Source organism: Stutzerimonas sp. Brlt_14 (assembly GCF_051948915.1).
GTDB lineage: Bacteria > Pseudomonadota > Gammaproteobacteria > Pseudomonadales > Pseudomonadaceae > Stutzerimonas > Stutzerimonas stutzeri.
The window spans coordinates 455,329-469,018 of sequence record NZ_JAYJLM010000004.1; the positions used below are offsets into that span (position 1 = coordinate 455,329).

Sequence of the window (13,690 nt, forward strand, 5' to 3'; positions counted from 1 at the left end):
TTTGCTTAAGTGCACCTCCTTGCGCTGCGGGCCAACCAAATGACAGGTAGATTACAAATTTGCAAGACAGCCCCGCAGGACTTTTACCGCGTTAAAGTGCTTCCCGCTTCCCTAGGCTGATCTTTACGGCCTGCCTTCCATGCTGGGCAAGCCGCGTTAGTCTTGGCCTAGTTGCTACATGAATAATTTTTTGGTTCCGCTTACCGCGCACCTCATTGCTGAGTCATCTGAAAACATGCGCATTCTGGTTGTAGAAGACGAGATTAAAGCTGCGGAATACCTGCAGCAGGGTCTCATCGAGTGTGGTTACACGGTCGATTGCGTAAGTGATGGGCTCGATGGATTCCACCTGGCACTGCAGAACGACTATGACATCGTGCTGCTAGACGTGAATCTGCCAACCATGGACGGGTGGGAGGTGCTCGAACTCATCAGGCGACGTAAGCAGACACGCGTCATCATGCTGACGGCCAATGGCCGCTTAGAGCAAAAGGTCCGCGGCCTGGAGTCGGGCGCCGACGACTATATGGTCAAGCCGTTCCAGTTCCCCGAGCTGCTCGCTCGTATCCGAACATTGTTGCGGCGAGGCGAGGCGGTCGCACTCCCGAGCAATCTGCGTGTAGCCGACCTCGAACTCGACCCGGGCCGGCATCGGGCCTACAGGAGCGGTCAGCGTATTGATCTCACCAGCAAAGAATTTGCGCTACTGCATCTGCTCATGCGCCGGACTGGCGAGGTTCTCACGCGTACCGAAATAACCGCCCTGGTGTGGGACATCAACTTCGACTGCGATACCAATGTGGTGGATGTTGCAATCCGTCGCCTACGGATGAAGGTGGACGAACCCTTTGGCGATCGCCTGATACACACCATTCGCGGTGTCGGCTACGTGCTGGAGGCGCGGCCTTGAAGCCACTCAGCCTCGCATCGCGTCTCGCGCTTCAAATCACATTGACCGGCGCCGTCTTGGTCGCGCTGTTGATTGCACTGAGCTACTGGGTACTTGTGCGCCAACTGGAACTGCGCGCCCAGGAGGAAGTGACGGCCAAGCTCTCGCAGATCGATCATGGACTCCTAGAAGACACCAAAGCCCGTATGGGCCGCTCCTGGCAACACGCACTGAGCGATACGGTACTCGGCCATGACAACCTTTCGATTACCGTCATCGGCGATAGAGCCAAATCCCCCATTTTTAGTATCGGCCGGTTCGCCCATGCGCCGCAGCAGATGGATCTTGTGAACAGAGACGGTGAATACCTAGGCTGGACCACGGAAGACGGCGTGCAGATGCTAACCGGGCGCAAGCAAATACAGGTCCCGGGACTGGCTCCAATGACGCTTTTACTTACGCAAGATCGCAGTGCCGATCAACTGCTAGTGGCTGCATTCCTGCGCTCGGCCTTAGTGACTGTGCCGATGCTGCTGATGTTGATCGGGTTGGCTGGATGGCTAGTTGCTAACAACGGTTTGCGACCGCTTCGCAAGTTTCGGGCCTTGGCGACAAAGGTATCGACGCAGGATCTGTCACCCCGAATCCGCAGCGATCAGCTTCCACTAGAGCTTCAGGAATTGGCGCACAGCCTCAACGTAATGCTTCATCGACTCGATGACGGAGTTCAGCAACTGTCACAATTCTCGGACGATGTGGCCCATGAGTTGAAGACTCCCCTAAATAACCTGATAGGCAAGGCGCAGGTGACATTGGTGCGTGAGCGAAGCAAGGAGCAATATAGGGAAGTGCTCGAATCGTCGGTCGAAGAGCTCGAACGCATGGATCGAATCGTGTCAGACATGCTGTTTCTCGCCCAGGCCAGCCACGCCAGCCCAGCACTGAAACTCGAACAACTATCCCTGGGAAGTGAGGCGAATCGCGTCTGTGAATACCTCGAAGTCCTCGCCGAAGAAGCCGGAGTCGCAACGACGGTAACGGGCGATGCCATAGTTCTAGGAAATCGGCTTATGGTCCAACGGGCCATTTCCAACCTGCTATCCAACGCGTTGCGGCATTCGAATACTGGCAGCACGGTCGAAATTAAGATACTTGAGAAGGACATAGACATCGTCTCGCTGGCTGTCACCAATCATGGCGCGACTATCGAATCGGATCATCTCCCGCACCTGTTCGACCGCTTTTACCGCGTTAACGGCATACAACCTCGTGGGGCAGGATTGGGGCTAGCTATTGTCCGTTCAGTGATGAACCTCCACAAAGGCCACGTGGCCGTCGCCAGCAAAGACGGTCGGACCACATTCGAACTCACCTTTCCTCGGCACGCCTGATTCAAAGTGATACGGCTTGGTACCCACTCCCCATCAGACCAACGCCATACATTTAATGCATGCATGTAATGCATGCATGGCCTAATCGAGCGTGGGATGGTCTACAAAAACGATGAGTTTAAAACAGAGCCGAATCGGCAGAAAGCGATGGTTAATTACTGCTTTGTAATGCGAAGAACATCTTCTGGTAAGGGTCAACCCTTTAATCTAAAGGTATCTACTAACCCAAGAGGGTAACAAATGAACCGCCCTGCTAAAGTAATCCTGCCGTTCTTTCTGGCCGCTGCTTCTTCGCTCGCTATGGCTGAAGACGGAGGGGAACTAACAATGCAGCGCCTTGAGAGTGCGTCAGTAACAAATCCCACCCTTAAAATACTTGTTAAAGAAGGTAAAGTGCTGAGCATAGCACCTGCAGGGACGACCGGTACGACCGGAATGATTCAGAGTTATAGAACTAACGGCAAAGTTCAAACGTACGAGATGAAGGTTAAGACCCCTGATGGGAAGATCCATACGGTTGAGTTTTTGAGCGCCCCGGTTGGTATAAACAACGGCTAACAGGCCAGTAAGCCCCAACGCCATTAATTTAATGCACGCGTCCTCGCTAATGCCAGCGAGAATTCCACAAGCCTCAACTTCCCGCCCATCACTGCAATTAGCCCGCAGTGATACGAGTTGTCGTTCGAGTGACTGCAGAGCGGTTATCTGCGACTTGACTTGAGAAATGTGTTCATCGAGCAAGGCATTAACGGCCGTACAAGGCTGGCGAGGGTCATCCTGGTAGCGTTGGAGTGCGTGAATCTCTGGAAGTGACAGATTCAGGATTCGGCAGCTCCGGATGAAGGCTAGCCGCTCGCCATGCTTCTCGGTGTAGACACGATAGCCGTTCGCCTGGCGATCAGGCGGTGGCAGCAAGCCCTGCTGCTCATAGAAGCGGATCGTCTGTGTATCAATCCCTATTAGCCTTGCTAATTGACCAATGCGCATCGTGTGAATCCTTATCGGCTCTGCATTATTGACCTTGTAGTAGCTATAGGGCTTTTAATGACCCCATCTTCGATTTCAAGTGGAGCCGTATCATGAGCAAGTCCGATGGTCCCTGCGGCTGCGATGCGACACCAGCCGCCGATGCCGGTGTGCAAAATCATTCCGATACGACGGGGCAATGGGTCAGTGTTTACGCCGTGCCCAAGATGGATTGTCCATCAGAAGAGCGAATGATCCGCTTGGCGCTGAATAGTTTGGACGGAATTCGGAAACTGACTTTTGATTTATCGGACCGTCGATTAGACGTCATGCATGACGGGGCCGTTGAGCCCATAACTACAAAGCTGGCGGCGTTAGGGCTAGGCGCCACACTTCAGAAAACCGTCACTGCAGACCCGGAGATGATTAAAGCCGTCGAGAATTCGGCGGAATCTACACAGGAGTCCCGCTCCCTACGTTTACTGTTAGGCATCAACGCCTTCATGTTCGTGGTAGAGATGACTGCTGGTCTGGTCGCCAGGTCCGCGGGTCTGATTGCCGACTCGCTCGACATGTTCGCTGACGCGGCAGTGTACGGCCTAGCCCTTTATGCGGTGGGGCGTAGCGTCAGCCTGCAGGTGCGTGCTGCACACCTTGCTGGTGTGCTCCAGCTGATTTTGGCTCTCGGCGTGCTCGTAGAGGTATTTAGACGCTTTGTATTCGGCAGCGAGCCCGAGTCGCTGATAATGATGGCCGTCGCATTCCTGGCATTGCTCGCCAACATGGGTTGTTTGCTGCTGATTTCCAAACACAGGGAAGGCGGGGCCCACATGAAAGCGAGCTGGATATTTTCCGCCAATGATGTGGTCATCAACGTGGGCGTCATAGTCGCCGGAGCGCTCGTCGCTTGGAGTGGATCCAACTACCCAGACCTGATTATCGGTACTGTTGTGGGATTCATCGTTCTCAACGGCGCTCGGCGTATTCTGGCGCTCAAGAGCTGAAGGAGCTCCCGTTACAGAAAAAGGGTGTCGTCATGCCTGTAAGCCATCCGGGTCTAGCGGCGACAGCTAGAACTGGCGACGCAGCTTTAGCCATTAACGGATGGTGGGTATTGCAGAACGTGGGCTGCAAAGTCCATCAGCGAGACGAAGCCGCACTGATCGGCTTTTCCTTCACGCTGTAGGTGGTAGCCCCGCATGCCTTGCCCAATTGGACCAAGCATATCGGCTTGCAACGTGTCACCGATCATTGCGATGGCGGAGGCTTCGCAGCCAAGCTGTTCGATCATCTGACGATAGATTGCAGGCTCAGGCTTTATTGCCCCAACCTCAAAGCTCCATCCGTAAACATCGAACGACGGCAGTAACAGTTTGGCTGGAATCGCATATGGGGCTGCGAGATTGGAGCACAACGCGAGCTTCAGGCCGGCGTTCTTTAGCTGATTTAGCGACTCCAACGCATCATCGAAAAGGCGAACGCTGGCCAGCTCGGTGAAAAGGTCGCTTTCAAGGCTAGCTAACTCAGAGTTGCTCAACTGCGCACCGAAATAATCGGCAGCTCCAGCCAAACCCAGATTTCGAGTCATCAGAGTCCGTGCGTCATCCGGCCTTGGTGTTCTGCCCTGAAGCCGCAGGTGCTGCATCAGTTGGCGGAAAGGATGGCGACGCTCATCTATCTGGAGAAGCGTGCCAAACACATCGAAAACTACTGCTTGTATCATGCCAGTACCACTACCGTTGGAGGCGAACCGACCACCCGAAGAGCGATGCCGCCCCTCAGTTTTCTGAACTGGATTTCTTCAGAGGTGGCACGAAGAAGATGGGTCTTTGCGGGGGCGCTATCAGGATATCTGTCGACTTGATGCTTGTGCCTTTTCGACGCCTTGTTTTGCCGTTCTTGTCGACCGCCAGCAGATCACCGGTCGCGACAGCAATGTCGAGTGCCTGCTTTACGCGAAGCTCGTCAGCCATGGTGTAGTTGGTCAATCCGCTCATCAGACCCAAAAAAGGTTGCCGTTCTACCTCCCATAGGCCCGCTATCCCTAGCAGCCGCCCATCGGCACGGGAAATTCGAGTAGGAATAGCCTTGCCTGTTCGCCAGTCGGGCTCATAGATCGCCACCGCAGGGATGATGCAGTGCTGTGCCTTCTTCCATGCCTCCCTGAATGACCGCTTGACCGAGGCCGTCTCAGAACGGGCGTTGTAGGTGGACCGTGCCAGCTTTTTGTCGGCCCAGAAGGGCAGGAGCCCAAACACTCCCACCTCAGCTTCAAATGGCAACACGGCGTCATCGTACGGGTCGACATTGCGAGGCTTGCGCAGGAACGGCCCGGCATAACCTGGCCACAATTCGAGCTTCTCCTGAGCGTCGAACTCGACACCAAACTCTTCTTGGAGACGCTCTGGGGTAGGGGCTTCGTAACGACTGCACATAACACACCTCTCATTCGTCACTGTGCTGCTCGGTGTTGCGGCCCGCAACGCCTTGGCGAGTGGGATCTATGATTAGGACAATCTCTCGCGGCACCCCGCTTACTGAGTACATCCTTATACTGAACGCCTGCCTCCGACGATGGTGAATGCATGTCGATAGATCAGCCCCTCCCTTTCTGGCGCAGAGCAGGAACATTTCTATGGGACTCAGTGCGTGAGGACTGTGGGTATCCTGCAACGCTCATGAAGCTGATTAAGAGCCCAGTCAAACTTAATTCGCCCATCCAGGAAACAGCAAAAGGTATTGGCGCAGGAGCGGTTGTTAGGTGGCACGACTTCGGATCTCTTATTTATGAGCGCGGGATATATCGCGACAAGCTGAATGGATGGACCCACTGCCGCACCTATGGTCGGTATGGCTCGACTAGCATCGAATGCGCCCCACTATTGCGCGTTGGCAGCGAGATGCAGATCCAACGGTGGCGGTGCGATATCCAACAGGTAGATGGCTTCTCCGCGTCGAAATCCGAACTCAAGGAGTTCGCCACCATGGATGACATGGTGGTAAGGAACTCACCCGAGATGATCGACGAGATATCTCCGGCGAAGCTGGCGAAGAATCTGGCCTGGGATGAAATTCGGATCATCAGCCACGTCGATCACGATTATTTCGCCACTTGGGCTTGGGACGGACGCGTCTTTCTGATGAACTCCGGCGGTTCGCATCACTTCGCAGCTGCCAAGTACATCGCGGCGCGGCTTGAACAGCCGGTTGAGCTGACCGGAACCTATAAGATCTACGGGTTATGTGAGCAGGCTATAACAGAACTCAGGCGTGAATACGGCATGTTCGTGTTGTCGCATGAGCCTGATGCTTGGTTGGGGTTCAACGAAGCTATGGCTCGCTTCAAGGCAACGTATTATTGGAAGACATTGCCCCGCCCGCACAACCACCAGCGTTGCGCAATTTTTTTACCGCTAAAGGAGAAGCGCTCTGCCATGGTTGCGAGGATTCTCAAGGAAAACAATTTCCAGGACCTAGGCGCTTACTTGGCTGGCCTAGCTGCCCAGTCACAAGCGGTCATCAACAAAGTCAATCCGCCATAATTAGGGTAGTCCAGACCTCAGCGCAACTATCCAATGATAGCTAGTGATCATCCTGACTCTCACAAAGTTTGAGATTGGGATTATCCAGCATCTCAGTTGTGAATACGTCGCCGGGTTTTTTGAGCATATAACCCTTCAGTGTTTTCGTTTTACGAGGTCCAAAGACTTCGCACGTCCAGATGTTATGTCCGTTGCTCTTCTTAACGTGAAGCTTCAGCTTTTCGAACGACTTTTGGACCTGCAGCCATGGCTGTCCTTCGCCAGCCCTCGCTGAGAAGAGGGTCGGATGCTCTTGGGCATACCTTCTGAATATTTCAGGAGTCACCAGAAAAGCCGTGCCGTTGACGGTGTGAACCTTGGCTTTTGCATCATTGATAATGATCTTGTGGGTTCCTACACCCACTTTTAGCCAGTGCATGAAAAGGTGACCTAGCGTGTCGCCGATCGGGCCAGCGATGGTAGCGGTCGCGGCAGTGTCTGACTGAGCTTCGACCTCGGACGCCGCCGGCATCGCCGGGGCGGGTACCGAATTGGTCGGCGCGTCACGCATATCCATCAGATCCAGAAGGTAGTCCGTATCATCTACCTCATCGGGTTGCGGTCCATGGTCACTTGCGGGTTCGTCCCCTTGAGGCTCTGCCGCAACGGCATCGCCGCCCCCGGCAGTAAGGCTGGGCTTTTCCTCCTGCGCTTCGGAAGCTGCGGCAGGGGCTGCTTCTTCGTTGAGGACTTGCACCGAGCCGCCAAAAGGCTCCGGGCGGTCTTCGCCAGCTGCCCATATGAGTGAAGGTGAAACTCTCAAGAACGTGAATGCGTTCTTCCATCCCGTAGGGCTCAGGATTTCGGCATCCCAAATAGCTTTGCCAGCAGGATTCGCAACAATCAGGCCGTTATCCTGAAAGACATTGAAGAGAGTGGAGTTGCGGTCCGGAACACCCTCAATCCCTTGGCTGAGGAGGTGAGCACGCAGCCGATCCGAAACGGTCTTGCTGACCAGCCAGATCGCATCGGCCGTGATCCAGCCATCGGAAGCGTCTGGCTGATTCAACTTGAGCTCGTTCTTCACCAGGTAGCGCAGCCCATCGAGGAGCTGACGCTGAAGAGTGTTACGCGGTGCTGCCACAGCTCTGTCTGGATTGCCGCCAAGCTCATGGGCGACCGACGCCTGGTCAGACCTTACAACGATGTCCCCAAGAACCCCAGCGTGCTCAAACTGGCCAGCCAGTACGTACAGCAAAGCACCCCAGAGCTCTGGATTGGATGAGATCCATCCGATACCATTCAATCAATGTACCCATAGAACGCATACGCGGAATTCGTGTGTGCGTTGATTCGTGAGCGGCAGAGAGAGGGCATTCATTGGTGAAGCAGCGCTGCGGGGTTTAAGAGTGCTCAGCGAGCCTGCTCGAAGAGCCGGCGCCGTGCTGAAGCACGTGAACCGAAACGCCGCTCTGGCCCGGTAGCTGCCAGTCGTCACCGGCGGCAATCGGCCAGAAGCGGGTGTTCAAAGCATCTACGAAGACCGCGGCAATTCACATCGTGCGGAAAGCGGGGATATTGGAGTTGTCTTTGTCTTTGGCATGAAGGTAACCAGTAATTCCGCCATCTTGAGAGACCTTGACCCCCAGGCCTAATTTCCCGAGCTCGATTGCTGCTGCTGTTCTGCCGCCACTAGTGCTGCCTCCAGGTAGCCTCAGTATTGCACCAACAGCGAGAATTTTTCCGGTATGGTCCATAACGGTTGACCCATCAATCGCGACCAACTCCTGCCTTAACGCCCGCGGGAGTTCGTGGAATAGTCGGCCACCAATAATTCTTTTGATGGTGGCAGCCTTATCTGAGGCGGCCGGATCAAGCCTATCAGTTATATTTACTAACTCAGTCCAACTCTGACTAGCTCGATGACGTACAACCCCTATGCACGCACCTGTGCGGGCAAACGATGCATCCAATAAGGTCTCATAGATCGCCTGGCGAACATTTGGATTCTTGGGGACTGACATCTGGCTGACAACAGGATCATGAGTTAGAAAATGCCAAGTTCCACTTCTTCTTGCGAATAGCAACTGCCCATGAATAAATATTAGGATTTCACCTAGGCGATTTAACACCAATGCAATTCTGCCGACAGCACCATTTGTCCATTCGGCAATGGCTCGGTGTCTCCAAGGAGAGACCTTTTCGGTGGTTGAAGGAAGATCAAGCACGTGATGCTTAACGAACTCTAAATCTTGGTTGAACTCAAGAAGGGTATCAATTCCATTGGAGAGTACGGCGCCGAAGTCACCACTTCCAATGTTCTGCAATGTAAGACTGGAGGGGTTCTCGGCATCTGGTGAAATACCAATAGCACTGCAGATAGGAGCACCCTCATACAGCCTCGACGCCCAAAGCGATATTTGGTCTATCGCCGATAAGATAGTTTTGTATTTTCCTTCAGGCGCAATTGCTTTTGCAATTACTCGCCTCTGAAACGTCGAGAGAAACTCATCTTTGAGGTCCTGCGTTAGTATGCTTTCCATGCTGCTGAGGCAGTCAATGAACGCCTGAATGAGATTAAATTCACCAGCTGGACTGGTCGCAGCCGAAAAGCTTTGATCTCGCCTGATGTGGAGGCGATATCCGTCATGCTTATTAACCTTAAATCCAATAGTTTGTTGATTGATTACAAAGGCAACGGTTTTTTCGCTTGCACTTGATTTTTCTGCTTGTAGCTCGAGTCTAGCGCCGGAAAAAAATGGTAATAAATAACGCTCAGCGATTTCTCGGAGTAGCGGCTCATCCATGATTGATTGCCTCTCTAGCTTTTAGAAGTCAAGGTTCAAATGGCGATAGGATTAAGGCTAGGCTGGCACTACTCAAAAATACACGCATAGATTATTGAGTTTTACCATGGTTGCAAATTCCATAGTACGGTTATTTGGTCTATCTATCCAACCCTGAAAGAAATTTATATTCTGATGCCTACCATGATGTTGAATTGTATCAGGCTAATGGCGCATGCTTCACGGGTATCCCACAGATTCAGGCATAGGGTGTGCAATCTAAGCCAGTCCAATGGAAGAATTTTGAAATGCTAGAAGCAGAACAGGCAGCATCCACTCCCCTTCGGATTTTGTCGCTAGATGGCGGTGGCGCTAAGGGGTTCTATACCTTAGGGGTACTAAAAGAAATCGAGGCCATGGTAGGGGGGCCGCTGCACAAGAAGTTCGATTTAGTATTCGGCACGAGCACGGGCGCCATCATTGCAGCGCTAATCGCACTCGGCCACAGCATCGACTCCATTCTGGACATGTATCGACAACATGTACCGACAGTGATGTCGCAAAAATCGGCTGCGGCCAAATCGGCGGCATTGAAGAAGTTGGCCGGCGAAATCTTCGGCGATGCCACGTTCAGCCACGTCAAGACTGGGGTCGGGATCGTCACAGCCAAGTGGATGACTGAGCGCCCAATGATCTTCAAGGGTAGTGTCTCGCAGGCACACGGACGAAAGAGCACCTTCGTCCCTGGTTTCGGCGTCAGCATCGCGGATGCAGTCAAGGCCTCATGTTCTGCCTACCCATTCTTCGAGCGCACTACCGTTAGAACATCGAGTGGTGAGGACATCGAACTGCTCGATGGCGGCTACTGCGCGAACAATCCAACGCTGTACGCAATCGCAGATGCCGTCCAGGCCCTCAAGCACGAGCGTCAGAACATCCGGGTAGTGAGTATCGGTGTAGGCATCTACCCGGAGCCGAAGCCGGGGCTGAAGATGTGGCTGGCGAAGAAGTACCTTGTCAGCGTGCAGTTGCTGCAAAAGACCCTGGAAATCAACACCCAGTCGATGGATCAATTGCGCCAGGTTCTTTTCCATGACGTGCCGACCGTCAGGATTAGTGACTCCTATACCACTCCGGAAATGGCCACTGATCTTCTGGAGCACGACCTCAATAAGCTGGGGATTCTGTTTCAACGTGGCCGCGAGTCATTTGCCTCACGAGAACAGCAACTCCGCGAGTATTTGATTTAGGGAGAGGGAACGGATGCCAATACCAGAGTCTCAGCTCGAAACATGGTCCCACCAAGGATCAGTCACCCAGTCGAGCAGCACCTACAACTCGGTCAAGGACGTGCTGGAAGCCTCTACGACGCCTTATGCCGATAAGAACTTCAAAGTTTTTCTCCAAGGCTCTTATGGTAACGATACGAATATCTATGCCGAGAGTGACGTGGACATCATCATTAAACTCGATGATTGTTTTTTCAGCGATACCGATTGGTTGTCTGAGGATGAGAAAGAAACACATAAGCATGCTTTCAAATCTGCGACCTATACGCATGTCGACTTCAAGCGAGATGTACTTTCCGTGCTGCAAGCTCAGTATGGGGAGGCGGTCAATGCCGGCGGCAAAGCCATCACCATCGACGCCAACGGGTCGCGACGGAAGTCCGATGTAATTGCGGCCATTCAGTTCCGGCGGTACTCGAAATTTAGGTCGACAACTGACTCCGCGTACGTTGAAGGGATCTGCTTCTTCAACACTGATGGTGAACAAATAGCAAACTACCCGAAACAGCACTCCGCGAACCTGACGTCCAAGCACCAAGCCACGTCCGGGTGGCTGAAACCTATGGCACGCGTGTTCAAAAAAATGCGCAGTAGAATGGTCAACGAAGGCTTGATCGAGGCCGGTACTGCCCCCTCGTACTATCTCGAAGGTCTACTGTACAACGTACCGACCGACAGGTTCACGACGAGCTGTGCGGATTGTGTGGTCAACGTTGTGAACTGGTATCGCCAGGAGGCGAATAAAAATGAGCTTCTATGCGCCAACGAGCAGTATTACTTATTACGTGATGGATATCACACGTGCTGGCCGCAGGCCCAGTGCGATGCCTTCATAGATGCGGTAGTCAGGCTCTGGAACAACTGGTAACGCACCAGTGAATATTGCTCTGACCCGCCACAGTGAGGGTTTACTTTTGCACTATCCACGGTAAAGCCTAATCACAGTCCAGCTCTAGCCCAGCGCGATGCGAGACTTTTTATCGATGCCATCTTGAGTTTGCGCTGACGATTGCTGCACAGTGGATTCTCTTTCATCACGGCAAGGAGCAAGCGATGTCTTTTGAGGACTTCATGACGGACGACATCATCGTGCGAAAACAGAACGGTGACGTGCTTGAAGGGCTGAAAGCGAGCGTACAGCGCGACAATATTTTCGTGGATCGTTCGAATGTACTCATTGAACCCAGGGACCTGATCGAGCGGCGTATGTCCAATGGTGCTGTTGAGACTTTCGAAGTAATTGATCCCGGCTTTCATGAAGCCTTTCACGGGATCAAGGCGCACTATCAGATGTCGGTCCGTAAGCTCGGCCTTCCGGAGGCCAAGCAGCGCGTTGAAAGTATTACCTACAACATCACCGGCCATAACGCCCGTATCAATAACCACTCGGTCGACCAATCGACGAACACAGTGAACATCGGTGCTGACCTACGTGAATACATCGATGGACTACGCCAAGCCATACAGAGCCTGACCGACGCTCAGCAAAAGCAGGAGGCGCTGGAAATCGTCGATGCAGTTGAGGTTCAGCTTGCGTCGTCGAAGCCCAGCAAGACGGTCGTATCGACCTTGCTGAAGGCATTGCCTCACGTGGCAAGCATCGCCACGCTGACTTCCGCGATTATCTCAGCGCTCTGACCGGCGACAAAAATTACTGGACCGAGGTTAGCTCGGCAGACCGATGTGGCAGGTCAGCATCCGCGCCCTTAGACCAAGGGCTTCCAGCTGCCGCTCATGTCGAACGTTAGTCTCCGCATTTAAGCTGTCTGTCATGAAGGGCTGTTTTTGGCCGGTTAGCGACGGCCTGACTTCGACCGTCGCTATACATGGTCAAACCTCGGTCTGCTCTGCCATTTCCAAGGCGTCGTCGACCTCAATCCCAAGATATCGAACGGTGCTCTCCAGCTTCGTATGGCCAAGCAGAAGTTGAACGGCCCGCAAGTTCTTTGTCCTGCGATAGATCAGTGATGCCTTTGTACGTCTCATTGTGTGAGTGCCATACATGGCCGGATCAAGGCCAATGGCTTGCACCCAGCCTTTGACGATACGAGCGTATTGACGAGTGGATAGATGGTCTGAGGTGTGCAGCCTGCTCGGGAAAAGGCAGTCCTGGCTACGGAGCTGGGCTTGGTGTATCCAGGCCGCGAGAGCAGACCGTGTTTGCTCAGTAATTTCGAACTGCACTGGTCGCTTCGTTTTCTGCTGCATAACCATTGCTCGTGATGACACATGCTCGCCATGAGCAACGTCGCATACACGGAGCTTGGTTAAGTCGCAGGCTCGAAGCTTGCTGTCGATGGCCAGATCGAACAAAGCCAGATCCCGGGTTCGTTCTGCAAGCTGAAGCCTTACTCGGATGGCCAGATATCTCTCAGCCGGAGCGGGGTTTTCTGTCCGACCAACTTTCCTTTGTTCCAGGGCCGGCGGGTGCAGGTAGCAGTGATGTTCATGGCAAGTCCTCCACATGTGGGAGGACAAGCATGGCTAGCCTGAGAAGTGGTCGCTAACCGGCCAGAACCGGACATTCAACAAGGTTTTACTTTGAGATTTGGGGGCGCCTACAAAGCAGGGGGGCGACAACCAGCGAGTGTCGCGATGCGCTGTGGTTTAGTGCGTCAAAGATAAGTGTCTCCTGGGTCGCGACGGGGCCCGCACGCTCGAAGCGAAGCAAGCCAGCGTCAATCGGCTCGCCCGGCTGGTGCTCCTTCCACAGCCACGCTCATACCTCTCAGTCGGCTACCCTCGAACGCCGCTCTTCCAACTTTTGCTCGATGCGTCTCCACGCTCTGCGAAGTCCAAAACGCAGGTGGGAGAACCGGGTCCGGTCGCGCATGCGGCGTAACCAAAA

At 53.7% G+C, this 13,690-nt stretch carries 12 protein-coding genes and 2 pseudogenes; 8 read left to right on the top strand and 6 right to left on the bottom strand.

Translation table 11 applies throughout. The features are described 5' to 3' along the window. Positions 1–235: 235 nt before the first annotated feature. From VF716_RS12480 to VF716_RS12490, 3 genes are all read left to right on the top strand, one after another. Positions 236–910, top strand: coding sequence for a heavy metal response regulator transcription factor (locus tag VF716_RS12480; RefSeq protein ID WP_013982153.1), 675 nt, complete (start codon positions 236–238; stop codon positions 908–910). Further along, a complete protein-coding gene (locus VF716_RS12485; RefSeq protein WP_014597623.1) occupies positions 907–2,280 on the top strand; it encodes a heavy metal sensor histidine kinase in 1,374 nt (457 codons plus the stop codon). The genes VF716_RS12480 and VF716_RS12485 overlap by 4 nt, the downstream gene beginning before the upstream one ends. A gap of 240 nt (positions 2,281–2,520) precedes the next feature. Next, a complete protein-coding gene (locus VF716_RS12490) occupies positions 2,521–2,838 on the top strand; it encodes a co-regulatory protein PtrA N-terminal domain-containing protein (RefSeq protein ID WP_019405735.1) in 318 nt (105 codons plus the stop codon). Between the two features lie 42 nt (positions 2,839–2,880). On the opposite strand, the pseudogene cadR reads toward VF716_RS12490, so the two are convergent. After that, positions 2,881–3,267: pseudogene (gene cadR / locus VF716_RS12495) on the bottom strand (Cd(II)/Pb(II)-responsive transcriptional regulator); the annotation flags it as partial. A 92-nt stretch (positions 3,268–3,359) separates the two neighbouring features. Between cadR and VF716_RS12500 the strand changes: the two are divergent. After that, on the top strand, positions 3,360–4,250 hold the full coding sequence (locus tag VF716_RS12500) for a cation transporter (protein ID WP_011914454.1): 891 nt from the start codon (positions 3,360–3,362) through the stop codon (positions 4,248–4,250). Between the two features lie 86 nt (positions 4,251–4,336). Here VF716_RS12500 and VF716_RS12505 read toward each other — a convergent pair whose 3' ends face one another. Together VF716_RS12505 and VF716_RS12510 are read right to left on the bottom strand one after the other, a co-directional pair. Beyond that, complete coding sequence (locus VF716_RS12505) at positions 4,337–4,969, bottom strand: HAD family hydrolase (RefSeq protein WP_011914453.1); 633 nt, start codon at positions 4,967–4,969, stop codon at positions 4,337–4,339. Between the two features lie 55 nt (positions 4,970–5,024). Then, the gene (locus VF716_RS12510; RefSeq protein WP_011914452.1) at positions 5,025–5,681 is read right to left on the bottom strand and encodes an SOS response-associated peptidase family protein; all 657 of its coding nucleotides are present in this window, start codon (positions 5,679–5,681) and stop codon (positions 5,025–5,027) included. Between the two features lie 243 nt (positions 5,682–5,924). Here VF716_RS12510 and VF716_RS12515 point away from each other — a divergent pair, with 243 nt between their 5' ends. Then, positions 5,925–6,788 (top strand): DUF6685 family protein, encoded by an 864-nt coding sequence (locus VF716_RS12515; protein WP_020307701.1) that lies wholly within the window; start codon positions 5,925–5,927, stop codon positions 6,786–6,788. A 40-nt stretch (positions 6,789–6,828) separates the two neighbouring features. Here VF716_RS12515 and VF716_RS12520 read toward each other — a convergent pair whose 3' ends face one another. Together VF716_RS12520 and VF716_RS12525 are read right to left on the bottom strand one after the other, a co-directional pair. Beyond that, entirely contained in the window at positions 6,829–8,073 is a 1,245-nt protein-coding gene (locus tag VF716_RS12520) for a helicase/relaxase domain-containing protein (RefSeq protein ID WP_079328581.1), read from the bottom strand. A gap of 247 nt (positions 8,074–8,320) precedes the next feature. Next, a complete protein-coding gene (locus VF716_RS12525; protein ID WP_256045791.1) occupies positions 8,321–9,574 on the bottom strand; it encodes a hypothetical protein in 1,254 nt (417 codons plus the stop codon). A gap of 287 nt (positions 9,575–9,861) precedes the next feature. On the opposite strand from VF716_RS12525, the gene VF716_RS12530 reads away from it, so the two are divergent. From VF716_RS12530 to VF716_RS12540, 3 genes are all read left to right on the top strand, one after another. Then, entirely contained in the window at positions 9,862–10,803 is a 942-nt protein-coding gene (locus VF716_RS12530) for a patatin-like phospholipase family protein (RefSeq protein WP_256045790.1), read from the top strand. A 13-nt stretch (positions 10,804–10,816) separates the two neighbouring features. Continuing rightward, positions 10,817–11,710, top strand: a complete 894-nt coding sequence (locus tag VF716_RS12535) for a nucleotidyltransferase domain-containing protein (protein WP_440552726.1) — start codon at positions 10,817–10,819, stop codon at positions 11,708–11,710. A gap of 185 nt (positions 11,711–11,895) precedes the next feature. Continuing rightward, positions 11,896–12,480: a hypothetical protein gene (locus VF716_RS12540; RefSeq protein ID WP_256045788.1), complete on the top strand. Its 585-nt coding sequence runs from the start codon at positions 11,896–11,898 to the stop codon at positions 12,478–12,480. Between the two features lie 192 nt (positions 12,481–12,672). On the opposite strand, the pseudogene VF716_RS12545 reads toward VF716_RS12540, so the two are convergent. After that, a pseudogene (locus tag VF716_RS12545) lies at positions 12,673–13,292 on the bottom strand (tyrosine-type recombinase/integrase). Positions 13,293–13,690 lie beyond the last annotated feature (398 nt).